At 32.5% G+C, this 25,838-nt stretch carries 24 protein-coding genes and 4 pseudogenes; 10 read left to right on the top strand and 18 right to left on the bottom strand.

The window, feature by feature from the left end; all coding sequences use genetic code 11:
• Position 1: 1 nt before the first annotated feature.
• Positions 2-1,297: pseudogene (locus IGK81_RS13540) on the top strand (ISL3 family transposase).
• Positions 1,298-1,439: 142 nt separating this feature from the next.
• On the opposite strand, the gene IGK81_RS13535 reads toward IGK81_RS13540, so the two are convergent.
• Positions 1,440-1,850, bottom strand: a complete 411-nt coding sequence (locus tag IGK81_RS13535; protein WP_181933527.1) for a hypothetical protein — start codon at positions 1,848-1,850, stop codon at positions 1,440-1,442.
• A gap of 1,159 nt (positions 1,851-3,009) precedes the next feature.
• On the opposite strand from IGK81_RS13535, the gene IGK81_RS13530 reads away from it, so the two are divergent.
• From IGK81_RS13530 to IGK81_RS13520, 3 genes are all read left to right on the top strand, one after another.
• Complete coding sequence (locus IGK81_RS13530) at positions 3,010-3,564, top strand: tyrosine-type recombinase/integrase (protein ID WP_185185147.1); 555 nt, start codon at positions 3,010-3,012, stop codon at positions 3,562-3,564.
• Between the two features lie 232 nt (positions 3,565-3,796).
• Positions 3,797-4,951, top strand: a complete 1,155-nt coding sequence (locus IGK81_RS13525) for a DUF3800 domain-containing protein (RefSeq protein WP_412003972.1) — start codon at positions 3,797-3,799, stop codon at positions 4,949-4,951.
• Between the two features lie 188 nt (positions 4,952-5,139).
• Positions 5,140-6,366: an AbiH family protein gene (locus tag IGK81_RS13520; protein ID WP_318841573.1), complete on the top strand. Its 1,227-nt coding sequence runs from the start codon at positions 5,140-5,142 to the stop codon at positions 6,364-6,366.
• Between the two features lie 404 nt (positions 6,367-6,770).
• Here IGK81_RS13520 and IGK81_RS13515 read toward each other — a convergent pair whose 3' ends face one another.
• From IGK81_RS13515 to IGK81_RS13500, 4 genes are all read right to left on the bottom strand, one after another.
• Complete coding sequence (locus tag IGK81_RS13515; protein WP_185185149.1) at positions 6,771-7,895, bottom strand: YecA family protein; 1,125 nt, start codon at positions 7,893-7,895, stop codon at positions 6,771-6,773.
• A gap of 627 nt (positions 7,896-8,522) precedes the next feature.
• The gene (xerS, locus tag IGK81_RS13510; RefSeq protein ID WP_412003971.1) at positions 8,523-9,608 is read right to left on the bottom strand and encodes a tyrosine recombinase XerS; all 1,086 of its coding nucleotides are present in this window, start codon (positions 9,606-9,608) and stop codon (positions 8,523-8,525) included.
• Between the two features lie 1,402 nt (positions 9,609-11,010).
• A complete protein-coding gene (locus tag IGK81_RS13505; RefSeq protein WP_081129176.1) occupies positions 11,011-11,643 on the bottom strand; it encodes an HAD family hydrolase in 633 nt (210 codons plus the stop codon).
• Positions 11,636-12,406, bottom strand: a complete 771-nt coding sequence (locus tag IGK81_RS13500) for a DeoR/GlpR family DNA-binding transcription regulator (RefSeq protein WP_010721059.1) — start codon at positions 12,404-12,406, stop codon at positions 11,636-11,638. The genes IGK81_RS13505 and IGK81_RS13500 overlap by 8 nt, the downstream gene beginning before the upstream one ends.
• Before the next feature lie 247 nt (positions 12,407-12,653).
• Here IGK81_RS13500 and IGK81_RS13495 point away from each other — a divergent pair, with 247 nt between their 5' ends.
• The 3 genes from IGK81_RS13495 to IGK81_RS13485 are packed head-to-tail and all read left to right on the top strand — an operon-like array spanning position 12,654 to position 15,439.
• Entirely contained in the window at positions 12,654-13,238 is a 585-nt protein-coding gene (locus IGK81_RS13495) for a recombinase family protein (protein ID WP_431393446.1), read from the top strand.
• On the top strand, positions 13,216-14,643 hold the full coding sequence (locus tag IGK81_RS13490; protein ID WP_431393444.1) for a Mu transposase C-terminal domain-containing protein: 1,428 nt from the start codon (positions 13,216-13,218) through the stop codon (positions 14,641-14,643). The genes IGK81_RS13495 and IGK81_RS13490 overlap by 23 nt, the downstream gene beginning before the upstream one ends.
• Positions 14,636-15,439, top strand: coding sequence for an AAA family ATPase (locus IGK81_RS13485; RefSeq protein ID WP_081123835.1), 804 nt, complete (start codon positions 14,636-14,638; stop codon positions 15,437-15,439). Before IGK81_RS13490 ends, IGK81_RS13485 begins: the two co-directional genes overlap by 8 nt.
• A gap of 418 nt (positions 15,440-15,857) precedes the next feature.
• Here IGK81_RS13485 and IGK81_RS13480 read toward each other — a convergent pair.
• Positions 15,858-15,996: pseudogene (locus IGK81_RS13480) on the bottom strand (putative holin-like toxin).
• Between the two features lie 744 nt (positions 15,997-16,740).
• Between IGK81_RS13480 and IGK81_RS13475 the strand changes: the two are divergent.
• From IGK81_RS13475 to IGK81_RS13465, 3 genes and pseudogenes are all read left to right on the top strand, one after another.
• Positions 16,741-17,076, top strand: coding sequence for a hypothetical protein (locus IGK81_RS13475; RefSeq protein WP_431393442.1), 336 nt, complete (start codon positions 16,741-16,743; stop codon positions 17,074-17,076).
• Between the two features lie 20 nt (positions 17,077-17,096).
• Positions 17,097-17,297, top strand: a complete 201-nt coding sequence (locus tag IGK81_RS13470; RefSeq protein WP_002338856.1) for a hypothetical protein — start codon at positions 17,097-17,099, stop codon at positions 17,295-17,297.
• Positions 17,298-17,585: 288 nt separating this feature from the next.
• Positions 17,586-17,837: pseudogene (locus tag IGK81_RS13465) on the top strand (helix-turn-helix domain-containing protein); the annotation flags it as partial.
• Positions 17,838-18,141: 304 nt separating this feature from the next.
• Here IGK81_RS13465 and IGK81_RS13460 read toward each other — a convergent pair.
• From IGK81_RS13460 to IGK81_RS13405, 12 genes and pseudogenes are all read right to left on the bottom strand, one after another.
• A complete protein-coding gene (locus IGK81_RS13460; RefSeq protein ID WP_002329880.1) occupies positions 18,142-18,321 on the bottom strand; it encodes a hypothetical protein in 180 nt (59 codons plus the stop codon).
• A 15-nt stretch (positions 18,322-18,336) separates the two neighbouring features.
• A complete protein-coding gene (locus IGK81_RS13455) occupies positions 18,337-18,537 on the bottom strand; it encodes a hypothetical protein (RefSeq protein WP_053765593.1) in 201 nt (66 codons plus the stop codon).
• 164 nt (positions 18,538-18,701) lie between these two features.
• Positions 18,702-19,409: a hypothetical protein gene (locus tag IGK81_RS13450; protein ID WP_181933599.1), complete on the bottom strand. Its 708-nt coding sequence runs from the start codon at positions 19,407-19,409 to the stop codon at positions 18,702-18,704.
• Positions 19,402-19,838: pseudogene (locus IGK81_RS13445) on the bottom strand (hypothetical protein). The gene IGK81_RS13450 and the pseudogene IGK81_RS13445 overlap by 8 nt, the downstream one beginning before the upstream one ends.
• Positions 19,839-19,852: 14 nt before the next feature.
• Entirely contained in the window at positions 19,853-20,104 is a 252-nt protein-coding gene (locus IGK81_RS13440) for a hypothetical protein (protein ID WP_181933598.1), read from the bottom strand.
• Positions 20,104-20,310 carry a DNA helicase UvrA gene (locus IGK81_RS13435; protein ID WP_081123830.1) on the bottom strand — a complete coding sequence of 69 codons (207 nt, stop codon included), beginning with the start codon at positions 20,308-20,310 and terminating at the stop codon, positions 20,104-20,106. Before IGK81_RS13435 ends, IGK81_RS13440 begins: the two co-directional genes overlap by 1 nt.
• A 446-nt stretch (positions 20,311-20,756) precedes the next feature.
• Positions 20,757-21,017 carry a hypothetical protein gene (locus IGK81_RS13430; RefSeq protein ID WP_002296240.1) on the bottom strand — a complete coding sequence of 87 codons (261 nt, stop codon included), beginning with the start codon at positions 21,015-21,017 and terminating at the stop codon, positions 20,757-20,759.
• 365 nt (positions 21,018-21,382) lie between these two features.
• Positions 21,383-21,868 carry a single-stranded DNA-binding protein gene (gene ssb / locus IGK81_RS13425; RefSeq protein WP_002343426.1) on the bottom strand — a complete coding sequence of 162 codons (486 nt, stop codon included), beginning with the start codon at positions 21,866-21,868 and terminating at the stop codon, positions 21,383-21,385.
• Positions 21,865-22,770: a nucleotidyl transferase AbiEii/AbiGii toxin family protein gene (locus IGK81_RS13420; protein ID WP_181933597.1), complete on the bottom strand. Its 906-nt coding sequence runs from the start codon at positions 22,768-22,770 to the stop codon at positions 21,865-21,867. Before IGK81_RS13420 ends, ssb begins: the two co-directional genes overlap by 4 nt.
• 12 nt (positions 22,771-22,782) lie before the next feature.
• Positions 22,783-23,379, bottom strand: coding sequence for a type IV toxin-antitoxin system AbiEi family antitoxin domain-containing protein (locus IGK81_RS13415; RefSeq protein WP_181933596.1), 597 nt, complete (start codon positions 23,377-23,379; stop codon positions 22,783-22,785).
• Between the two features lie 80 nt (positions 23,380-23,459).
• On the bottom strand, positions 23,460-23,609 hold the full coding sequence (locus IGK81_RS13410; RefSeq protein ID WP_164885436.1) for a hypothetical protein: 150 nt from the start codon (positions 23,607-23,609) through the stop codon (positions 23,460-23,462).
• Positions 23,610-23,624: 15 nt separating this feature from the next.
• Positions 23,625-25,829, bottom strand: a complete 2,205-nt coding sequence (locus IGK81_RS13405) for a type IA DNA topoisomerase (protein WP_306690525.1) — start codon at positions 25,827-25,829, stop codon at positions 23,625-23,627.
• Positions 25,830-25,838 lie beyond the last annotated feature (9 nt).

Raw genomic sequence — 25,838 nt, 5'->3', positions numbered from 1 at the left:
GATGTCTTATACTCAGCTTATCAAAGATACCCTAAATATTCTAGACCTAACTATCTATTTCTAGGAAAATTGTTTAACCAAAGAAAGATATAAAGGACAAATTTGCTTGATTTACAAAGGTACTCTTCAATACACGCCCGAAGAGTGTCCACATTGTCTTTGTGTCGTCCCCTCTAAGATCATTCGTTGGGGGACGACAACCGTCCGGTTGTTACTTAATGACGTGTCTGAATATCGGACCTATCTGGAATTGAAGAAACAACGATTCAAATGTAAGACTTGCCAACGCACCTTCGTAGCGGATACCTCTGTCGCTGAGAAACACTGTTTTATTAGTCAAAAAGTTCGTTGGTCTGTCGTTACTCGCTTAAAAGAGAATACTTCGATGACAGAAATCGCTCGTCAGAAAAATATTTCCACTTCTTCGGTTTATCGTGTCATGAAGAGATTTTACCGCCCATTGAACCCTTTCAAACAGACTTTACCAAAGATCTTATGCTTTGATGAATTCAAATCAGTTTGAAGTGTCGCAAGTGCCATGAGTTTTATTATGATGGATGGACAAAGGCACGAACTACTAGACATTGTTGAAAATCGACGATTGCCTTATTTAGAACGCTATTTTTCTCGGTTTTCCTTAGCGACTCGAAAAGCCGTTGAATTCATTGTTATTGATATGTATGCGCCTTATGTTTCATTGGTTAAAAAGCTTTTACCAAATGCTCAGTTGATTATTGATCGTTTCCATATTGTCCAACATATAGGCAAAACTTTTTTAAACCATCGAGCGAAGGAAACCAATGCACGACTCAAAAGTACTTCTCAATATCAACGTGGGCTTGGTAGAAAAATGAAACATTATTGGAAACTCCTACAAAAAGAAGAAGCAAAGTTGAACTATGAAAAACGGGTTTGGCATGCCAGTTTCAAAGATTACTTAACTGAAAGTGAGGTTGTCGACCGATTGTTAGCTACTTGTCCCAATCTACGACAAGGCTATCAGTTATATCAAGATGTTCTTTATGCAGTAAAGAAAAAAGATCATTCACTATTTGAGGACTGTTTATCCAGAGAAGTCAGCCAGCTACCTGAAACTTATGTGACAACTTTGCGAACATTTAAAAAGTTTCTGCCACAGATCCGAAATGCCCTCCGCTACAGTTATTCAAACGGACCACTAGAATGTTTAAACAACCATATTAAAGTATTAAAACGCAATGCTTATGGGTTTCGAAATTTTTATCATTTCAAACGACGGATCATGATCTGCCACGGTAAAACCATTTTAACCAAATAAAAAGAACAGAAAGAAGTTTTTCTTCTTTCTGCCCAAATTATTCTAAGATTTCTCTTTACCAACATCATTTGACAAAGCGCCGTAAAATTTACTCGCTTTTTCTTTATAGTGCTATAAAACATTATTCAAAATATATTTCCCTCTATGAAAATCTAAAATTATTAAGTTCTTTTATATAAAAATGTGGTAATAATCCAAAATCTCTATAATCTTCTGCATAATACTCTAAACTATCTATATAATCTTTTAATACATACTTAGATTCTCTATCAATATAATTTTTTAAATTAGTATCTTTATCAAATTCTGAATAAGATAGAATACCAATTATATTAATAATCTTAGATTCAGTTTGAAGAATCACTTCTAAGTTTTCTATATTATCTATTTTTTTACATAATATTTTACTTAAACAATCATCTCTAAGCTTTTTAATTACTATTAAGCCTTCATGTATATTTTGCTTGATATAAATACTGTCTTCTTTTCCAAAGGTACTTTTTCTTGTATTTAGTATTACATTATAAATTATGTCAATATCCATCCATTTCATATTTAAACCTCAATATCAATAATAAAATACATCTAATAACTGACTATTATTTAGTTAAATCATAATCATATTATTAATTATATATTTTAATATGTGTGTATTTTTTTTATAATTTTATAATTTTATATATATTTACAAATAAAATAAAAAAATTGAAATTAAAAGAAAAAGACTAAAAAATAAATTGGAATTTTTACTTATCCGATACTTATATGAAAATATTTTACCTTATATTTTCTATAAAAAAACATAAGGTAAATGTTTACTGAAAATTTATAGTTATTATATTCAAAAATATAATTAAGTAAGTTTAAATATCTAAATTGTGATAATATTGAAAAATTTGTTATCTATATATGGCTATGAGATTGAAATATATTAATTTACCTATTTATTGGAGTAATGTACATAATATTATAGGCAAAATCATTTTTTTATTAATAGGAGGAATAATATATCCGAAACGATTAATTTTTAATTAATTATATAACAGACTATAAAAATGTACACGACGAATAGCTCACGTGGATACATTGTAATACATGTCTAATATAGAATGATTATTTTTAAATAAAGTTAGTTATTTATTAAATAGTTTATCTTATTAAAGGCTGATATCTTTTAGCAATAGCAATTATTAGTATATAAAAATATACAAATAAAAATTAACAACTACTATTTAATGGTAGTACTTTATGTTAATTTTCAATATTTTGTTAGTCAAAAATTGAATTTTAATTTGTATGTTTGTATCATACAAATTAATAATAAACTACTTAAAGTGAGTAGTACTTAATTACAGTATAAATTAACAAAAAGGTTGGTAGTTAAATCAACTAGAAAAATAGCCAAGATAAAAGATCAGATTATTATCAACGTTTTTATTTAATATAATTTAATTATGTAAATTAAAGATTCTAAGAACTTTTATATAGATCTGCCCGTCTAAAATTTAAACAAGAGCTTAGAATCTTCATATAAGTAAAGTTAATTTTTTATACAAAAAGTCGGAATATTCTGAGTTACTGAAATGATATAAAATCATAAACTCAACCCATTGATTTTACTGACTTTCAAATCTTAGTATCTATCAGTTTATGATTATGTTAATATATAGCTAAAATAAAGAACTCAGAATATTTTTAAGAAGGTGAACAATTTGAACTATAATGTTCAACCGCTGCGAACGATGGAAGAGATCCAGGATTTCCAATTCTGGTTACGAAGAACAACTTACGCTGAACGTGATAGCTTTTTATTTTTATTTGGGATAAATAATGGTTTACGGATGTCCGATATTATAAAACTTAGGGTAGGGGACGTTCGTAGAATAGATAAACCTGTAATCATCGAACAAAAAACGGGAAAGAGAAAACCAATTTTTATAGATAATCTAAGAGAAGAAATTTTAGTTTATACTGAAGGAAAAGAAGACCATGAATGGCTGTTTCCAAGTAGACAACAGGGAGGGCATATTACTAGAGATCGTGTGTATCAAATCTATGCTGATGTAGCAAAAAAACTAGAAAGAACAGATATTGGAACCCATACTTTACGAAAAACTTTTGGGTATCATTATTATAAGAGAACGAAGGATATCGCTACATTAATGTTTATTTTTAATCATAGCTCGCAAGCAATTACAAAAAGATACATTGGTATAACTGAAGATGAAATAGGGGCTTCACTTCGTGGTTTTAAACTAGGCGTATAATCTAACAATTCAACACAGTAGTAGCTGCTTAAGATTATTTAATTATGACTATTTCTCTAAATTTATTGTGTTTTTTAAGAAAATTAATAAAAACAAACTCTATCTAACTTTTCCATTTATTAGGATAAACTAGTAGAGAAGTTGCAGTAGATTAGTCCTTATCTTGCAAGAATCAAGACATATCTACAGCTTATTTATTTTTAAAAATAAATAATTCAAAGGAGCGTTCAAGTTGGGAAAATTTAATTTTTATTATGATGAAAGTGAACATAGTAGAAAGATTAATGGAAAAACGATTTTACAAAACAATTTTTATGATAATTTTGTTACTGCAATAGTAGGATATAATTTAGATGATCTATTTGAAATTGAACAAAGATATCTGACGTTTGAAAAGTATTATGAAGATCGAAAAAAGGGGGGAGAATTAAAAAGTACAACTATAAAAAATTCTCAAATTAAGTATGGATTTGCTTCTATGGCTACTGATAACGTAAATTTTTTGAGAGATTTTTTTAGTATTTTTGATGATAAAATATATTTATATTATTCTATTAGAAGTAAAATTGAGTACGTTATCTTACAATTATTGCTTGAAAAAAAAAATGCTCCCTTTTTTCAAGATATTGTTTATAGTATTACCAAAGCTTTAGTTATATATAAACCAAAAGAAATATTGGGTGTGCTGGGTGAAAACGACGCGCAATTATTGCTTTTATTGAAGAGTTTTTTTCAAGATAGTATAACGGCTAACAAAAATAACTTAGTATTAAAGCAACATGAAAATCAAGCATTCAACTTCATTATTTCTATTTTGGATAGTCTGAATCCAAATGTGAATATTAATTGGCAGTATGAATTCTCTTTTTTGGGTTTTCAAAAATATTTAGATGATTCGTCAATATCAAAGGTTGATATTTTTATTGATAAGGAAGGTAATGAGCTAACTTTGAATGCCGCTAAGAATCTAGGCTTTATCAATGCAAAAGAACTCGATTCAGAGAATAGCATAGGTATCAGGTTATCTGATATGATTGCTGGCATAATATCAAAACTTTTAAAATCATTACGTAAGGCTTTAACATATCAAAATGAGACAGAATATACTAAAAAAAAAATATTGGACCAAAAATGGTTTGATTTGAATGAAGATCAATATAAATTGTACAAGAAATTATTTTATATTTTATCTCATTTAAACAATGTATATTATAAATCTTTTTCTGGCATATATGCTGATGATTTTGTTATATTAATCAGTTTCTTGGGATATATTGATAGTTTTTCTAATTATGATGATTTTGTTAATTGCAAAGATAATAAGCCGGAAGTATTGAACTCAAGTACATATTCAAGACTACAAGACTATTATAAATCTTTCGATTAAGATAACAAAATCAATCTATAAAGTAGCTTGGATTGTATAACTTTTATAAAAATTAAAATAAATGATTAAAAGCTATTTTGAACTAGACTGATTTTATTTTGTAAACTTAGATGAAAAAAGGCTTGAAACTACTAGTACTTGATACAAGGCTTATGATATCAACTAGAGTATTAAATAACAGAAATAGGGTGTTTTTATTGGGTAGCGAGAAATTAATTATTTTAGGAAATGGTTTTGATTTAGCTTCAGGTTTACGATCTTCTTACTATGATTTTTTTTCTAAAAGAATAGACGATGAACTTATACGATATTTTGATGAAGCGTACGACTATTTTAATAAAAATATGTATGGTAAGGATGTCAACTTTAATGTTTTATTTAACTTTGATTTTTTGGGAAACGATACAGGTCACGCGGCTGGAAAAGTTATTAAAATTCAAAATATATCCCATTCTGATAATTCAGAACATAAAATCTACGAAAAAATCTATAAAAGTGATTTAACTTTTTGGGATCTTGCTTTTTATTTTTCTAAAAATCAATTTGGTAGTGAAGAAATTAAGGATTACGATTGGCAAGATGTAGAAAGAAAGATGTTAGAGTTTTTAACTGGTTCTAAAAAAGATAAAAATGTTCCTCACTTGCCTGGAATGGAAAGTTATGTAAAGAGGTGTTTTGACATCAAAAATTCAGCAACTTTTCTATGTTTACATTTAGCCTATTATTTACCTGATAGAAAAGAATATTCAAGTAATGAAATAATAGAATATTTATATGATGAATTACAATTGTTTGAAAAAAAATTTGCAGAATATATTAAAACTGAATCAAATAAAAATGATTATAAGGAAAAAGCAAAAGAAAAAATATGTAAGATTTCCCAGAAAAGTATAGAAAATTTCAAAGATAAAATTTTCTCATTTAATTATACAGACCCATTTAGCGAAAACGGTTTAGATATTATAAATGTTCATGGAAAAGCAGAAACAAATTCTATTTTATTTGGTATAGATCAAGAAACTATCTCACCTGATTCATATATTTATAGCTTTACAAAAACTTTTAGACAAATGACAGAAACAAAATTAGCTAAAAGTTATGCAGTGGATATTTTACCTAATAAAGACGATATATCTGAAATAGCTTTTTTCGGTCATTCATTAAGTAATTTAGATTACTCATATTTTCAAACTATTTTTGATCATTATGATATTTATAACTCTCATGTTAAATTAGTTTTCTATTATGAAAAATATAAAAACAAAACTACTAGAGATATAGAGTTAGATTTGGCGAATAAAATTAGTCAAATGCTATATGCTTATTCGCCAAGTATCGATAATAAAAAAAAGGGGAGGAACTTATTACACAAGTTGTTATTAGAAAAAAGACTGATTATTGACGAAATTAACTAATCGCATATGGTATAATTGAGAGGTAGAAAAGCGGAAAGACGATGGCTGATCTCTTGAAAAAGGAGTGGGGCCTAGAGTTCGTAGCTTTATCCCTGAAAGGAAGTAGGCACGTATCAACTTTTGAGCTTTTGGGACGTTAGTTTTTCTGATTATTGACCCTGACGACCAAAAAATAACCATCTAACATGAATTGACTCCCAAGTGGCGAAGAACTATCTCAAAAGTCAACCATTCACTAAATAATTATCTAATTTATTTAGTGAATGGTTTTTAATTTTGGATATTGAATACTTTTATATATTACCTCTATCTATCAGTAATTATAATTTACTATGTAGTAAAGAATTAATATCAAAATATTTTTTAGATAGCATAGCTAAGAGATTATTTTCTATAAATGCTGGTTATAGTTGGTATTTAAATAAGTCTAATTTAAACATGTTCTTGATACTTTTGAATCTTAATTCTTGATTCGGACTCACAGCACCTAAAAAAGCAGTGGTAATTATTTCTTTCTCACCTAAAGTTAACATATTATCAATTAGTTTAGGGGAGAAATAGACATTTTCACTATATTCCGCTAAACAATAAGTTAAGAAAGAAAAAAGGTTCTTATCATCTTTGCAAGAATTTAAAGATTTAATAAAATTGTCATAGCATTTATCCTCTTTAAATCTGGAAACTATGATAATAGTCTCCGTTTCTTTCGGGATTATAGATAAATAAATACTTGGAACAAACAGAGATTCATTATAATTATAAATATCAGCAGCAGCTTTCCCCTCTATATCAACACATACAGCAATAGCTGTTGTAGCTGTAAAAGCAACTTTGAAAGGCAGAATTTTAACGAAACTTTCTAATTTATCAAATTCACGAGATTCAAAAATACTTTTAAATCGATTATAATCAACTTCCATATCTCGTATCGTTAATTCGTTTCCTCTATAATTATTTGATAATTGCTTATTTCTTGTAGCTTCAGGCGATTTCTTAAAAAGTGAAGAAAAACTTTTTCTAAGTCTGTATTTCCTGTGGGATTCAAAGCAATGTGCTCTAAAAGCAAACCAATAATTTTGTTCAGAGTCTCCTTTAAAAGGAACATCTTCGATTCCTTTGAAATATTCTTCATCGTGATACTTACAAAAACCGTTAAAAACACTTGCTTGTTTTTTTCCGATTTTTCTAAATTCTAGTTGGGGAGTTAATAAATTTCTATGATAGTTCATATCTAACATATAGACATGATTGTCATCAGCAATTAGATTTAAAACACCATTATTTTGTAAAGAATGAGCACCTATGTAACCATGTTTACAATTAGAATCAAATCCAAAACACATCTTAAAATCGGTATCTCTAAAATGTCTATGTGATTCTGCGTATAGTCTTTTCGAGTTATAATTTTGTTTATTGTTAGTTATAGTTTTACTTTTTTCATAGCAACAAAATTTATATTTTTTTCCGCTTTCACAAGGACAAGGATCATAAGGTTCAAATACATAAGGAGTAGTGGTGTACGGATTCATAGTTAACCTCATTTCAGAATAGTGGTATTTAATTAAAGTCTATATACTATGGTTTTATAGTTAGAGAGCAGTAGATGAGAGTGTTTCTCTCTACAAAGTTAGTAGGTAAAAGCAAATGTGTACTAAATACAGAATACTTTTAAATTAATATGGTTATAGAACCACTGATATATAGATATCAAAGAAACTTATAAAAAATTTTTTCTCTGCTACTGTATCGGTTATGGTCAATTTTACTTTAAGCAAACTTTTTTCACCAGAAATTTTCAATAATAATTATATGTATGTAATTATTATTGAAGATAACCTTTGCATAGTACTTGTTTTTTAACACCTCGCAAAGGAATATCGGGCAAGAGAAATTTCTCAAAAGGCTAATCCTTCAACAATTAAATAAAAATCTAATTTATTTATAGAATGATTTTTAGTTTTGGATGTTGAAAACTTTTATATAGACCACCTCTACTTATCATTAATTATGTACTATGAAATACTTAATAGTCAATCATATCTATTAATAAAAGATTGTTAGAACAACAAAAAAACCGCTAATCCCTTGATTGTCAAAAGATTCACAGTTTCTTTCATCATTCCTACTACGCTGTACCGCCTATTTATATATTATGCTTATAAAGCATTCAGCGCATCAATTGTAGAGGAATTATCTATATGGGTATATAAAGTTGTTGTATTAGTACTAGAGTGTCCTAGTTGTTGAGCGGTTAGCACTAAAGAATTTGTTTGCTGATAAAGTCTTGTGGCCAATGTGTGACGCAATTTGTGTGGACTGACTTGTACCCTAAAACCTTTCGAATATTTTGCTACCATTCGTTCTATAGCAATTCCTGAGATCCGTTTTGCTTCTCCTTGGTAGGTTGTCAGGAAAAAGGCTTTTTCATCATCTGAAGCTTTATACCGTTCTTTTCGAATAGCTAAATAATTTGCAAGATATTCCATCGCAAATGCTGCTATATTCACAGCATCTCTTTTATTTCCTTTTCTAGTCACTACAACATTGTTCTTCTCTAAAGATAGATCTTCCAAGTTAATATTTACAACTTCCGATAACCGCAATCCAGAACCTAAGATAAGAGCATTTATTGCAAGATCTCTTTCAATATCTCTTTGATAATAAACTAATGCTCTTTTACTCAAAGTGTTCTTATAGTCCACTGCAATGTAATCCAAATAGTTTTGTGTATCATCTTCTAAAAATAATTTTTTCTCTATAGCATTTGCACGTGCAGCTAACGTTGTTTTATCTGCAATAGTAGATACTTGATCCATAGGATTTTTTTCTAAATAGGGCTTTCCTAAAGGATTATTTGAGCTCGTAGAAAGGTACTTAAACAAAACTTTTAGTGCTGTGATATTTCGGTTAATAGTAGGAATCGATAAGCCCAAGTTATTGTTGTCTTCAAGTTGAGATTTAGTAGATTCTTTTTTGACATTTTCTTTTGCACGACGCTTTAAGTGGGACTTATATAGATTTAAATCATAAGCTGTTAATTGCTTTATTGATGCGATGGAAGTATCGGCAACAATAGATTCGCTTAGTAGCCAATTATAAAAGAGTTTATAATTTTTCAGGTATTCTAGCGTTGTACGAGGAGATTGATCTTTATCCTCACGTTCCTGAACAAAGTCTTTTATATAATCTGGCATATGAAGCAATATTTCATCTATTTTTATATATATTTCCGTATTTTTCATTATATTCATCCTTTCAAAGAGTAGGGGAGAGAAATAACTCTTATAATTGGACTATACCAATTGTAAGAGTTATTGTCAATTGGTATACATAATTTTTTTATAAAAAAATTGATTTCACAATATTTTTTTATCAAACACAAAAATTGGTATACGCGAATAAAGTAGGGGTAGAGAATCAGAAGTTTTGACTCTTAAAAATCGGTCAGAAAGCAAGGACATTGCAGAAAAGTTAAATTTAAAGAAGAGCTTATTGATTATTTCAAAAAGAGGGGATCCGGATTTTAAAAATTTTTATTACAATTATATAGAAAGAACAATCTTTCTATATAATTAAATAATTGAAAATAAGTGAATGTAACTAGTTAAGTGTTTAAGAGAGTAAGAAGGGGAGAGCAATAACCAAAGAACACATAATTTAGCCTAAAAATCTAAGCAGATGTTGAGGGGTAATTTATTAACTTGTTTTGCTATAGCTATTTAAAAGAGTAGACTTGAAAATTGCACTTGTTTGTAAGTTTACAAATAAGTATTTGCCTGATTACAATTAACAGAATATATGCTATGATAAAATTATCAAAAACAGGTTCATATTACGACCGAAGGCCACTAGCGGTCGAGCCAGTGGCTTTCTTTTACGTTCTTTTCAGATCAACGGGTAGGCTTACTGTCTTTTTTGACAATTCTGCAATCAAGCTATTTACAGATGTAGGGGCTGCTACTTCTGCCGCAATTGCAAAAAACAAACTTTATCTATTGTATTTAGTTGATTGTAATTATTAATAGATATGGTATAATTGTTTTAACGAAAAGATAATTCATTATACACCAAAAACCACTAGCTGGCGGGCTAGTGGTTTTCTTTTACGTTCTTTTCAGATTAACGGGTAGGCTTACTGTCTTTTTTGGCAATAATTTTGCAATCAAGCCATTTACAGATGTAATGCGCGATTACTTTTGCTACAATTGCAAAAAACATATCGAAAAGGTAATTCATTATACAACCTCCTCCCCTTGCCAGAATAGGCCGGGGTAGCAGACAGCATAAACATTATACCATGACTGAAAATTTCAATTTAGTATATTTCTCCACATATTGGTGGACCATTACAATTAAATACTCCATGGTTCTTATTGATCCAGATATAACTTGTAAAAATCCAACTATATAGAAAACTATAATTTTCTATACACTTGCGTTTGAATAGTAAAATTATACTCTGCTAGCGCTTGAAATTTTCCTCATATAAAAAAACGCAGCTCCAAGTTTTAACCAATTTTATTTAAAAAACTCCTTTGAAGTGAAAAATTGATGTCACTTTTCTTTTTAAATGGCAAAAATTTCAATCTTTAAATGGCGAAAAACAAAGAGCGTGAGACCCTATCCTTATCTCACGCTCTTTGTCTATTTTTCTAACAAATCAAGTATTTCTTGAGGAGAATCAATAATTATATCTATACTTTGAAATTTTTCTATATTTTTGGCTCCCCATTTAGCTAAACCAAATGCTATCCCACAAGCTTTCGCACTTTGCATGTCATATAATGAATCACCAATATAAATCGTTTCTGCTTTTTTTATGCCCAATTCATCAATTGCCTTTTGTATGGGATCCGGAAAAGGTTTATGCAACTTAGTATCTGAAGCTGTAATTTGTATATCAAAATATAGATTTAAATTAAATCGATCAAACTCATTTTTCATTTCTTCTTTTGTTTTAGATGTGACAAGTCCTAATTGAATTCCTTTTACATGCAATGTCTGTAATGTTTCTTCTATATGCGGAAAAACTTGGGCATTGTCTGCTAATAAAAGTACGTTTTCACCCCATTTTGATAAGAGAGTTTCCTCTTCTTCTTCAGTATTTACAAACTTTTTAATAGCTTCTCTTCCAGGAATACCTAAAATATAATGTAATTCTTTAATCGGGATTTCCTTCTCTAATTCTTCACGCAATGTTTTTTGCAGAGAATATGTCATAACATATTCTGTATCAATAATCGTTCCATCAACATCAAATAATATCGTTTTAATCATAGCTATTCTCCTTTGTGTAGATGATTTTGCTCTTTCCTATTCTAACAACTAATTCTTCAGGAATTTTTTTATCAGTTATCAAATAATCAATTTCTTCAAACGAGTAGACAAGGTAATTGTGTGATAAATTAATTTTTGTATGATCACATAGTAATACGACTTTATTACTTTTCTCTCTAACTGCCTGTTTCATTGCGATGTCTTCTTCATGGGCATAATAGATTCCCTGATTATTTATACCCGCACAACTTAAGAAAGAACTATCAAACCGATACTTAGTTAATTCCCAGATTGGGTATCCACCAGTAACTGAACGGCTTTCTCTATTTAAAGTTCCTCCAAGAATCGTAGTAGGTATTGAAGTGGTCTTTAAGAATTGATCGGCAATGTCAATCGAGTTTGTCACAGCTAAGTTTATATTTCTATTCGCTAAATATTGAGGCAAAAGTGAGATTGTGGTCGACACATCTAAATATACGGTTTGCTTTTCAAGTAATAGTTTACTTGCTTCTTTAGCAATTTGCTTTTTCACTTGAAGTTCTTGATCTGTTCTTCCTAAATATCCATCTATTTTATTAAACGAATTTGCTAAACTAATACCTCCATAAGTTCGGATCACAAGGTTACTATCCGTTAACTTTATTGTATCTCGCCTAGCCGTGTCTCTAGAAACACCTGTGAGTTGCATAATGTCTTGTAAAGTCAATGATTTTTCTTTTTCCAGTCTTTCCATAATTATCATCAATCTTTTTTGTTGATTCACCTATTCAATCCCCTTCGTAAAAAAATAAGTAATTTTAAGTATATAAATATAATAGCTTAAAATAACTTAAATGTACACTAGTATATAATGTACAGAAAATCAGGCGTTTCTGAACAGTCTATTTTTTTATCTTATTTCTATAATTTTGATTCTATTATGTGTTCATAAACCCATATCAAAATCTATGTTCATTTATACCATTGGTGTAAAGTTATGTTACAATAAAATTAATGAGGGAGTGATTTTTTTGAAAATTGGATACGCCCGGGTATCTACTGGTTTACAAAATTTAGATTTACAAGAAGATAGTTTAAATAAGTTTGGCTGTGAAAAAATTTTTACCGATCATATGAGTGGGGCAAAAAGTAATCGACCAGGATTAGAAATGGCGATCGATTTTGTTCGTTCTGGTGATACACTTGTTGTTTGGCGTTTAGATCGTCTAGGAAGAAATATGGAAGATTTAATTTCGATTGTGAATCGTTTGAATGAACGAGGAGTGAGTTTTCATAGTCTTCAAGAAAATATCACAATGGATAAATCCAGTTCGACTGGTCAACTTATGTTTCATCTATTCGCAGCATTTGCAGAATTTGAACGTAATTTGATCTTGGAACGATCAGCAGCTGGACGTGCTGCCGCACGTGCAAGAGGAAGGTTTGGTGGACGTCCTGAAAAATTGACCTCTCAGGATTTGGAATTACTGAAGACTTTAGTGGATAGTGGTACGCCTATTAAGACGATTGCCGAACGTTGGAATGTTTCTCGAACAACGATTTATCGTTATTTAGATAAAATGGATGAAAAAGATGGAAAAACAAACGCTCACTAGTTTTTCTGATCAACAAAGAATAGATGCGATGAAAAAATATAAAATTATTGAGCCTTATCTTAATAAACAAGAAACGATAAAAGAAATAGCTATTAAAAATAAAGTACCTACTCGTACACTCTATCGTTGGGTACAAAAATATGAACATGATGGTCTAGTTGGTTTAATTAGGAAGACACGAACTGATTTTGAGCAAATTAGGGTTTCAGAAGAAGTTCAACAAAAAATAGAAGAATTCGTATTGAGATACAAAAAAATAAGTACAAAGACATTATCTCGAAAAATTGCTTCCTATTGTAAAGAGAACAAACTGGATATACCAAGTTATTCTCAAATTTATAAATTGCGTAAAAGGATTCCCAAAAGTCTCATTCAGTTAGCCCATGAGGGAGAGAGAATATATAAAGAGAATTATGATTTAATTGCTATAAGGGAAGCAACAAGACCGAATGAAATTTGGCAAGCAGATCATACCTTATTAAATATCAATTTACTTGATGAAAAAGGAAATATAAATCGTCCCTGGTTGACTATTATATTAGATGATTATAGTCGAGCTGTGGCTGGTTATTATTTGAGTTTTTCTGCTCCTTCAGCAATCAATACATCATTAACCTTACATCAAGCTATTTGGACAAAAAAAGATTCTTCGTGGCCTATATGTGGTATTCCTGAAAATTTTTATACGGATCACGGAAGTGATTTTACTTCAAATTTTATGGAACAAGTCGCTGTTGATTTAAGAATAAATCTCATTTTTTCTACCATAGGAATTCCAAGAGGGCGTGGGAAAATTGAGCGTTTTTTCCAGACGATTAACCAAATGCTTTTAGAAGGATTACCAGGTTATATTGAAAATAACTGCAACGAAAAATTATTAACTATTCAAGAATTTAAAGAGAAATTACACTGTTTTCTTATCAATGAATATAATCAAACAAATCATTCTTCTATTAAAGTAAGTCCGATAAAAAAATGGAGTGAGCATTTATTTTTACCGAATATGCCTAATAGTTTAGAAGAGTTAGATTTATTGTTATTAGAAATTCCCAAAACTCGAAAAGTCCACTCTGATGGAATTCATTTCCAAGGATTACGATATACTAATCCTAATTTATCTGCGTTTGTTGGAGAACCTGTTTTAATCCGTTATACGCCAAATGATTTGGCAGAAATTAGAGTATTTTATAAGAATCGGTTTCTTTGTAATGCCATTTCTCCAGATATTTCAAATTATGAAATCAATATGGATGATTTAATTTTTGCTAGAAATAAACGAAAAAAATTATTAAAACAAAAGATACAAGTACCAAGTTCTGTAGAATTATTAATTGAAGAGAAAAAGTATGAAGAAATAACTAACCCACCTAAGAAATCAGCTTTAAAGAGGTACTATAATGAATAAAACCTTTATTGAAACAAAAGAATATAAACGATTTGCTGAATTTTGTGACGCATGTATTAAATATAAGTATATTGGAATTTGCTATGGTGCTCCTGGCGTAGGTAAAACATTATCTTCAAGGTATTACTGTAACTGGGATAATATAGAAAAGCAAATTGCCTATCATCGTGCTGATGATATTGGAAAAAATGCAACAGATGAAATATTAAGTGTAAATAAAGTTTTTTATACTGCACCAGCTGAAAAGATGTCTCGTGTCAGTTCTGATATTAACACAATAACTAGTAGAATAGGTCTGACTAAAGCAATGCATATGGTATTAAAATACAATCAAGAATATCCTTCTGTGCCTAAAACCTATGAAGCAATTGATTTAATTATTGTCGATGAAATTGATCGTTTAAAGCTTCAGCATTTAGAACAGCTAAGAGATATTTATGATAGAAATGATCTGGCAATGGTTCTTATCGGTATGCCTGGTATTGAAAAAAGGTTGTCTCGTTATCCGCAACTTTACTCTCGCATAGGATTTGCGCATGAATTTGATAACCTTAGTAAGGATGAAACACATCATATTTTGGAATACAAATGGTCAGACTTAGGAATTGATATTAAGTTAGAAGATTTTTCTGATTATGAGGCTATCACAACTATCATTAAAATTACAAAAGGAAATTTTAGGCTTATTCATCGTTTATTTGCACAGATTGATCGTATTTTAAGAATCAATCAAATGGATAAGATTACTGTAGAAGTTGTCGAAGCAGCAAGAGATAGTTTAGTGGTAGGTATATAAAAAGCTACCAAAAAATTGGTAGCTTTTGTCATTTATTACTAAAAATTTTTGCCATTTAAATAGAAAAGTGACACTGAAAAATCAACGCTTTAAGCAAATATGGATTTGTACCATTAGAGTATACCCAAAAGACACAGCAAATACACTGTAGATAGCTGGTTCAAGTTGTAGTCGTTGCTGGCGACACCACCTCCTTTAATTCTTTCCTAGATTATTGAAATGTGAATAAAAAAATAAAGGCTAGCTTTTATCAAAACTAGCCTTTATTCCTTTTCTTTTTTCTCTATCTATGATATACTGTAAGTAAATAAGGAGCGATGCGCAAACATAGCCCCTAAAGTGTAGCCTGTTTAAGACAGTGGCTAGTATTTTTATAGGTTAAATAAACCCGTCAATCCAGCCAAAGATTATGACGGGTTTATTTTTTGTTGTTTTTGCTAATTGTCAGCATAATGCCGACTAAAGCAAGGACGAATGATCCAAATTGAATCATTAAACCAATTGCTTCAGCAACAGACAAAAAATGCTACTCCCTTCTATGAAGTAGGAAAATGCACATAGGCATCACCCCCTGAGTAGCCACCGTCATAAACTTACTACAGTAACATTATATCATAGAATGAAGAACTTTATCTCGACAAAAAGGCTGATTAAATTTTTTAAATATGTTGATTATTTTATGAAGAGATATATTCACTTTTCGGAATATATAGTGTTTTCAGTTATTTATATTTCATGTTCCTTCCTCTTCTGTCATTTTGGCACAGTTTTTTCTAATTATTTGTCATATTCATAGTCAACTATAGCTACAAAAGCAACTAATTTTGGAGATAGATTGAGATATTTAAAAATCTATCATGAAAAATTAGTTGCTTTTGTCACTTAGCGCTGAAAATTTATGCCATTTATCTAGAAAAATGACACACAAGCTAGCTGTGTCTCTTTCGTTTAAAGGATGATGATTTCTGGGCAATACATTCTGTTTCTTAAAACGCCAAATGACAACAGGTAACGGTTATGAACTCAAAACAACTATTTGTGATTGTTTTCGCTTTTAAGATAAGTCACATGTTATATTAAATTCGTAAATACGTATCTTACAATTTATTTAAAGAGGTGAACATCATGAAAAAAACATTATTAAAAAGTTTGCTATTATCACCTCGTTATTAACTTTGGGCTCAACAATTCTCCCAACTGGAATGGTTTTTGCTAGCGAACAAAATATCACCGAAAATTCAAGTTATTCTAGCAGCGATAATGTGGGTGTATCTATACAAAAAGACGAGAATGGTGACCTTATGGTAGTAAAAATGGAAACAAAAGCTCGTGCTAATGTTGCAAGATGGGGTGCATGGCAATATACTCATATTGCTTTAAGTACTGGCGTAACAGCTGGGGCTATAAATACTGCCTACTCTAAAGGAATTGGTTCTGTTTTAGGTATCTTTGGACTGCCTGGCTGGGCAATAGGAAATCTTCTAACTGTAGCTGGTTGGACAAATTATGGTAATTCCCCAGGAAATGCAGTCGCTCGGCTATGGGATAAAAATCATAATGGCTGGGTAGGCTTTTACAAACGAACTGGTTATGATGGAGCGGGAAGAGCTGTAGCCACTGCTTATAAAACAGAGTAAATAATTCAAAAGGAGAACCTATGAAAGCTAAAATAGATTTATTCTACGAAAAACATCCTTATCTCGCACTTTTAATCAACTTATTGTTAGGTAGTATTATCGGAATTTCTGTTGAATATTTACTAAATAAAGACTTTATAGGTTCTGGTTTCTATACGGTATTGTTTTTAAGTCTTCTTGAAGCCTTTTCGATTTACAGGAAATCCAAAAAAAATAAATAACTTCAAAGTCCCTTTTATTAGAAGGAACTTTTTGTTGCTTATAGCAGGCAATAAATTATTCACGATTGGTTATTCTAGTAATTCTGTTTTTTTTAATTTTAATCCTTCCTGGTATCCATATGCCATTTATCTAGAAAAATGACATCTGGTTTTCACATGTATGATTAGGGTGTGTTTTAAATAATATCAGAAAGTAGGTAAAATTTTAAGAGTTGCATACATACGTGTTTCATCCATCGATCAAAATGAACAACACCAGATTGAAGAAATGAAAAAATTCGGTGCAGAGAACAAGAACAGACTGAATCTAAACGTCGTCAGGCACAAGGAATTAAAATTGCTAAAGCGAACGGTGTTTACAAAGGACGTCCTAAACTATACAGTGCTAATGCAAAAGATTCTCAACGTCGCCTTGTTTATAAAAATATCGTTGAAGATATAAAAAAAGGTGTTGCAATCGCTAAGATTGCGAAAGACTACAATGTTACGAGACAAACCGTATATAGAATAAAAAAAGACAGCATGGTCAATGACGAATAGTTGATCATGCTGCTGTTTCTATTTTATTTACTTACTTTTTGAAAATTAGATTAACATTCTATGAATTCATAAACTATGTTAACATTTATATAAAAATAGTCGAAAGGAAATCATAATATGTTTATGAAAACAAAATCTTTAGAATCAGGTAAGAAAAAAATTGATCTAAAAATAATCTCTTCTGGATACTTTAAAGATTTCATAGTTATTGATACAAAATGGAATAAAAAGGACATAGAAAATATTCTAAATAGTAGGAACAATTAAGTGCTATCACTTTTGTTTCTTCAAATGAAAAGTGACGTCACTTTTTGAGTGATGGTACATCAAATCCTGCTTTTTCTTGTGCAATCAATAAATCTAACGCAATACACATAATCCTGGATTCACTTTTGCCGTACTTCTGTTTGAGTTCCTGCAATTCTTTTTGTCTTTTTTCATCCAACGTAACGGGTAACCGTTTATTTCCTATTGCAATTGGCATTGGTACTCTCTCCTTTCATCGAAATAGCCCTATGAAGAATATAGATGCAATCACCTTGAATAGTAGACTCACAAGGGCTAATACAAATCGCCAAAAGATCAAACAAAACACCAGTATTGCCAAAAATATTGCGAGGTTCAAATGTACAGCTGCACCATGACGCATAAGTATCTCGCCAACAAACAGTACGAACAATAGAGGAATGATTTTATTCATATGGATCTCTTTCTTTCTCTTAGGTTATCGGGCTTTGCCCGCTTATTTCGCACTACCTAAGCGGTGGGGGCGGTTGGAGCGATTGGTGCTAAATAAGAACCATTCCCTTAATTTCAAGGTTTTTTGTTCTTATTTCATACATTCTCACTTTTCGGTATAAATGTTTATTGACCTTTTTTCCTTTCAAATCGTTGATATGGCATTCGTTTACGGTCAAGTTCATTTTGGATTTCTTCTGTATCATCGTAAGTGTAGGTGTCTAAAAAAACAGTTAAAGTCGTGTACCAGTCGTCGCCTGGGTTATCTACTTCTTCTACATATTCCCTCAAAAATGCTTCGGGTACAGCGAGTTCATAATCCATTCCCATTAACACGATAGATTCCGTCCCACACGTCAAAAATCTAGTAAATACAAGGTAATAATCTTCTACCGTCGCATCTTTGCTGTTTAGCTCTTCCATTTCTTCTTCCATTAATTCCATGCTCTCAAAAATTGAATAATATTCTGATTCTGAGTAATAATGTTTCCTGCAAATCGTGTAGCTGACAAAGTTTTCGACCAGCTCACTCCTTTCTAGGTAAACATTCATGATATATTTTTCTGTTTCTAGTCGTAGAAGCTCCGCTCCTTTTTTTAACGTGTCAGGACGACGTTTATACACGTCTAAACGATTATGGCTGACTGTAATCTTCGTTTGACTCGTTTCACTTTCCAAATACAACTGTTCTTCCACTCTTTGAATAAAGTACTTCATTTCTTCCATACAACTAAAGTCTTTTTGAATCCGTCTGATTACTTCATTCAAGTGTTCTTTATTTGTTAAAAATTGCGAAACATCTTCTGTTGTTAGCTGATAAACCACCTTATTCATTATCTTTCTCCTCCGATTGAATCGTATAAAATGCACCATTTTTTCGATACTTTCAAAAGTATCTAGCCAGTCGCTAGCCATTGCTTTAGCTTTCTTAATCTGTGCGAATTTTGCATAAGTCAGTTCTAAGGCTTGATATTCGGAAGGTTTGATAGTGCTTGGTTTGACACCTACTTCCAAGCATAGTAAGGCTTGGAAAAACCATTTTCCATTTTGTTTTTTCAGTTCTTCCAGTGTTCGATAGTACGTCGCAATGAGATTCATTTCGACACTTGATTCAATCATTTCTTCCACTGCGACTGACAATTTTTCCTTGTAATGTTTTTTGGGTACACGTGTTTCATGGTATAGGAACGTCATATCCTCCATTTTTTGTGCCATTTTATCCAAAGGTAATTTGACAAATTCGTCATAGTAATTTTGAGCCATATTTTTTCTCCTTTTTAGTTCTCTAATTTGGTTAACCAATATTCGTTTTCATAAGTTTCCAAGTTTTCTTGATAATGCAGTTCATATCCTGCAATTTTAACTAGGTCTTCAAATAGAATAGTCGGTGCATCCTCTACTAAAGAGGTTTCTATCGTCCAGTACCGCGGAATAAGTAAAGCTTCTGCTACTTTTTCAGAAATGACTTCTTTGTCCACCAAAATTTGAACGACTTCTTTTACAGTCAATAATTTGTGTTGTGTTTTCATCAGCGTTTCTTTCCTTTCTCATCAATCAAAATATAATCGCCATAAGACAAGGTGTATTTTTTTCCGCATGTTTGACATTGGTACAAACGATAGCTTTTGATACATTTCGCTTTTTCTCCACAATCGCATTCGACAGTATGTGGTGCATGATAGTTTGGGAATAATTCGCTGAAGGGAACACCCCAATAATCAAATTTCTTTCGCATGATTGATTCTGCCTCCTCTTAGGAAAGGGTTTACTTCCTTTCGTTAGTTCTTTCTTTATTGATTTGTTGGCCAGAATGAATCAACGAAAAGCGACAAGGACAAGGGCGCGCAGCGTGCCATTTACCCTTGTCCTTGTCGCTTTTTGATGATAAAAGGCAACTTGTTGCCGGTCTGGCAAATCAATAAAGAGATAGCGAACAGGAACGAACCTTTTGGTGAGAGGAAGTTTTTTCTATTTTGTCTTGCTTTGCAAGACCCCTTATCTTAGTGAACGTGCAACGTTCACTTCCTTTCTTCTCGAACGGCGGTGGCGGTTGGAGTGAGAGAGAGGTTTTTCAATTGAGAAGGCGCTTGCGCCTTCCTAAAAAGGCCTTTTCATTTTTCTTGTTTCTATGTAAAACAAAAAGAGCTGCAGGCCTACATTAGGATTGCAACTCTTCTTTTGTTATATGCCCATCGATCGCGTAAAATGATCGGGATTTCTAACATACATGCTAGCAATAACCAGCTGATTTCGTTTATTGAAGTGACCTGTGACGGCAATATTGTATTTTCCATCATCCATAATTAGCAATTTATCGATAATTTCAATATCTGCAACTACACAATTAATCGATTCATGAATCGTTTGTAAAGTAAAGCGAACCAATAACGGTTGCGTTTTTATTACTCGGATTTTATCAAGCAAACCAACATATTTGTTCATCACAATCACCTCGCTAAAATTATAGCAAAAATCCAATCATTTGGATATTTCAATTATGCTATAATAGTCTTGCTGTCTGCTACCCCGGCCTAATCTGGCAAGGGGAGGAGGTTATAGGTTTGAAAATTCTTTTTGATTTTGTTTTTGCAATCATGGCAGAAGTAGCCGCGCACTATATCTGCAAATGGCTTGATTGTAAATTTGCCAAGAAAGACAGTAAGCCTACCCGTTAATTCTTATAATAGAAACGTAAAAGAAAACCACTAGCCCGCCAGCTAGTGGTTTTTGGTTATAGATTGAAAATTCTTTTTGTTGACTAAATTATAACATAAACCGTAGCAAATGCAACCAATAGAAAATGCTACTTAAAACGGTAGATCATCATCGCTAATATCGATTGATTGTCCACCAAATGGATTCTGTGAAGCGTTCAATCCATTGTTGTTAGGCGTCGCTGTATCCCGTTGTTCAAAAGTGGTGGTGCTTGGACTCGTGGACGATTGATCAGCGTGCACACGGCTCTCTGTCGCTGCTTTGCTTTCTAATAGTTGGAAGTTATCAGCTACAACTTCTGTCACATACACACGTTGTCCTTGCTGGTTATCGTAGGTTCGGGTTTGAATCCGTCCGACAACGCCGATCAAACTGCCTTTTTTAGCTAATGTCGCCATCGTTTCTGCTGGTTTGCGCCAAATCACACAGTTAATAAAATCAGCTTCTCGATTGCCGTTTTGATTCGTGAAATTGCGGTTGACGGCTAGGGTAAAAGTCGCTACTGCAGTACCACTTGCGGTATAACGTAAATCTGGATCTTTGGTTAAGCGTCCTACTAAAGTTACATTATTGATCATCTGTATCTCTCCATTTCTCTATTCATCTGTTGGTGTCTTTGATAAGCTAGTTTTCGCTCTTTTTCTTCGACGTGAATCACTTTTTCCATCAAATTACTAATCGAATCCATTGTCTCTTTATACGTGATCGACGCAGCATAAGGATTGCTTTTTTGATATTTCTTCCAGGTGTCTTTTAGCTCGTGACTATTTTTCAGTACATCCATATCCTTTTCATAGTAAATCTTTAACGGATCAGTTTTTCCTCGACGTGTAAATGTATTTCTTACACTATCTTTCAAGGTCTTCTCATCGATCTTCTCCATTTTAGGAATAGTATAGAGATCATAAAAATCTTTTCCTCTCGAATTATCTGTTAAAAAATCAAAGGTTGCACTTAATTTTTCGGCAATAATTTGTTCTGTAGGATAAGATTCCAAAGGAATCGTTCGATCTTCAAACATCAATTTATGACTATGAGTGATCGTTGCAGGATAGATCGAGTCACCTGTCGTCACGTCTACCTTAAAATCTGGCCGCATGTTTTCCAAATGTGCCAGCACACGTAAGCTAAACCCTGGATAATAATCAGCTTCCCTCGTTTCTTTCATTCCTTGAATCTCAAATTGAATACCTTCTTTCGTCGGCGTTGAAAAAATATCGTTTAGAACCGTTGTCAATGTTTCTTTGGTTACTTTCATTTCCCGTAAAGTCGTATCAATATCTTTAGTTGTTCGATTTTCAATGCCATACTTTGAGCCAATTAAGAAGCCGCCTTTTAACACAAAATTTTCACGATAAGGAGACTCTGAAATTTTTTCCAAGAATTTTTCCATCATAAAATGTCTTAAAACAAGCTGCGGATCAACTTCTTTTTCTCTGGAAATATTCTTCACTTTTGCTTTTAATTGCGTAGGTGTCATGTGTCTTCTACTTTAATTTAAAGCCATAATATAAGAGCGCATCGTTTTGTCTGTAGGCAAAATTCGTCGATACTCATTCAATTTTCTAAGATTTTTTCTGTCCGACTCCATGTAGTTTTTGATTGCTTTTACTTTAATTTCATCCTCAACGTTATACCAGGGATTCCAAATGTCACACAAGGTTCTTTCTGGATCATAAGCTATAACAGGATTCCCATAGCGACTCTTTATTTCGATCTTACCTAATTCATACCATTCCGCTTTTGAATAGTGTAACTCAACTGCGAATTCCTTCAACCCCTTTTCAGAAACGTGATAACCGTAAGGTACGGTTAGATCGATCTGTCTAGGGATCATATCCGTTAAATCATATAAATCCAACGCGGTGATATGCGAAATAATGCCGCGCTCATATTTCTTTTGTGCCATAAACAATTCATCAGGAAATTGACAAGGTAAGGTGAAAAAACCTGGATACTCACGATCCAGCTCTCCACGATCTACCATACGTTTGATCGTTACAGGAGAAATGCCCGCTTTTTTGGCATCCTTCAAAGCCAAAGTTCCGTTAAATTCTTCTAGCAGCTTGTAAACCATTGCTTTTGTCATTTTCTCCCTCCTTTGTATACGTATAAACTTATAAAAATAGTATAACATAAGTTTATACGTATACAATAGCCAGGAAGATTTTATCGATCTAATTCAATTTCTTTTTGTATCCGCTGCTGGTTCTTCAATTGCTGCAGTCTTCGTTTATTGGCACGTAATTTCTCTTGTTCTGAACGAATTTTGGCTTTTTGATTTTCGATTTCTTGTTGTTTGTGTGTTGTATTTCGCATAAGATAACCCCTCCATTATTTTGTAGTGCGGCGTGTTCTTTTCTTAAAGTTCGTTTTTTTCTTTTCAGAAAATTCAAATCCCGTTGTGAAATCTTCTTTTAAAACGATCGTTGCTTCAAACGAACCCTTCTGACCTTTTAATCCTTTCACAGGCTGGCTTGTTCTGCCATTTTGAATGATTTCCTTCAGCTGTGTTGCTGTGAGTTTCTTTTTGGCAATCGTTGTCCATAGTTTGAAATCACAGGCTTCAGACGTGCAAGCCGCCACCTTTTGATAAAGTATGACTTCTTGTTCCTGGCATTTTGGACAAATTCCTAAATGACGCGCGGCTTCTTGCTTTTCACTGGCTGCTTTCACTTCTTGTAACGTCGTTCCAAAATCAGTGGATTGGATTTGCCCTGGTACGACTTCCAATAAGTGAGAGACAAATTTTTGGATATTGGCTAGAAAAGTGGTTTGTGTTCCTTTTCGTTCACCGATCTTTAACAAGTAGCTTTCCCATTTGGCGGTCATTTCGGCGCTCGTAAGCAGCGGCTCTTTTTCCACGGCTTGGCAAAGCAAAATCCCTTTATTCGTCACCACGAGCTTATTTTTCTCTACCTTGATATATTCCTTTTGTTTCAAGGTTTCAATAATATTCGCCCGTGTCGCTTCTGTACCGATTCCTTCCACTTCTTTCAATATGGATTGCGCTTCTTCACTATCCACGGTTTTCCCAGCTGTTTTCATCGCCGTGATCAACGTACCTTCGGTATAAGGTTGTGGTGGCTTGGTTTCTTTTTCAAGGACTTGTAGATCTACCGTCACCATTTCTCCTTTTGTCACTTTAGGAAGTAGCGGCTCTTCTTCCTTCTCTTTTCCGTCGCTCTCTTTGCCAAATAACTTCTTCCAACCTAGATCTATCGGTACTTTTCCGATTGCCTTTAACTGAAGCTGCTGGACTTGCGTCAAGATCGTTGTTTCTTCATAGGTATACTTTTCCGCAAACATGGCCACCGTTGTTTTTAACACTTGTTCATAAATGGCCTGCTGCAGTGGACTTAGTTGTTCAAAAGCCGCTGCTGTCATAACCGTTTTTGTAGGAATGATCGCGTAATGTTCCTGGACTTTCTTGTTATTCACATACCGACTATTCGGCGTATGAATAGGGGTTGGGATTGATTCGGCCTTTAAAAAATGCTTGTATTCATCTAAATGATCCAACAAATACGCATACTCCCCTTCCGTAATATAAGGGGTGTCTGTTCGTGGATAGCTTAGATATTTCCCTTCATACAACCCTTGCATAGCTTCCAAAGTGTCTTTGGCACTAGCTTTCATGAGTTGATTCATTTTAGACTGAAGGCTAGATAGAGAAAAAAGACGTGGACTTGCCACGCTTTTTTTCTCGGTTTCAACTTCAAGAATCGTGCCTGGCTGTTTTCCCAATTGAACACCTTTTTCTTTTAAATAAGCTTCAAATGCTTCTTGCGTCGCTTGGGTTTCATTGGGATCGAGTTTCGCATCAAATATGCCATTTTGAGCGGTTACTTGGGCTTTCCCTTCAAAATATGGTTCTTTTTGGAAGTTTCTAATCTTTTCCTGCAATTGATAAATCATGTAAAGCGTTGGGGTTTGGACTCTGCCTAAGGAAAAACTTCCTGGTATGCCTTTTTGCTGCAAGAGTAAACTATACAGCGGGCTGCCGTTCATCCCAATTAACCAATCGGCGATTTGACGTGCTTGTGCTTCTTCAAATTTGGGATAGGTCTCTTCTGCGTCTCGTAATTGCTGGAATCCCTGATAAATGGCTTCTTTTTCTAAGGAGTTGATCCAAAGTCTTTTAAAGGTTTTTCCTTGATCGGCGCCTGCTTGTTGAATGATTGACCAGGCAATCAGCTCCCCTTCACGATCGCTATCAGTCGCGATCACAATCGTATCAGCTGACTGCAGCTGGCGTTTGACGACACTAAATTGCTTTTTCTTATCTTTAGGAACGTGATAGTGGTATTGATGGGGAAAAATAGGCAAATGCTCTAATGACCATTGTTTCCATTTTTCATCGTACATGTCAGGAGAATCTAACTCGACTAAATGACCAAATCCATACGTAATCACGGCTTCTCCTGGAAACAACCGATCTTGGATTTCAAAATACCCGTCTTTTCGGGTAGCTTTAGAAAAGCTATCGGCATAAGCCTTCGCTTGTGACGGTTTTTCTGCTAAAATGACGGTTTTCATAGTGATGAC

Source organism: Enterococcus sp. DIV0703 (assembly GCF_051711065.1).
In the GTDB taxonomy this organism is placed as follows: domain Bacteria; phylum Bacillota; class Bacilli; order Lactobacillales; family Enterococcaceae; genus Enterococcus_B; species Enterococcus_B hirae.
Note: the sequence above shows the minus strand (reverse complement) of the source record. Positions and strands in the feature narration are given on the sequence as shown.